This window comes from Streptomyces sp. CC224B (assembly GCF_030010595.1).
GTDB lineage: Bacteria > Actinomycetota > Actinomycetes > Streptomycetales > Streptomycetaceae > Streptomyces > Streptomyces longispororuber.
In genome coordinates, this window is record NZ_JASCXL010000270.1 from 1 (window position 1) to 363 (window position 363).

Below are 363 nucleotides of genomic sequence, written 5' to 3' on the forward strand. Positions count from 1 at the left end.
CACGCCCTGTTCGACGGCTGGTCCATCCCGCTCCTGATGCAGGACTTGATGCGGCTGTACGGCACGGCCGGGGATGCTTCCGCGCTGGGCCGGCCGCGTGCCTACCGTGATTTCCTGGCCTGGCTGTCGCGCCAGGACCGGGAGGCGACCGCGCGCGTATGGGCCAAGGAGCTGGAGGGCGTGGACGAGCCCACGCTGCTGCTGCCCGTCGGCTCCGACGAGCAGGGCCAGTCCTCGGGCGTCGGCCAGATCGATGTGCCGCTGAGTGCGGAGCAGTCGCGTGCGCTGACGCGTCGTGCCGGTGAGCTGGGCGTGACGCTGAACACGGTGGTGCAGGGTGCGTGGGCGATGCTGCTGGCAGGC

Annotated in this window: 1 protein-coding gene; it reads left to right on the forward strand. The window is 71.3% G+C overall.

Annotated elements, in window-relative coordinates:
- Positions 1–363: condensation domain-containing protein (locus tag QK440_RS41305; protein ID WP_282798407.1), on the forward strand; the 363-nt coding region annotated here is incomplete at both ends.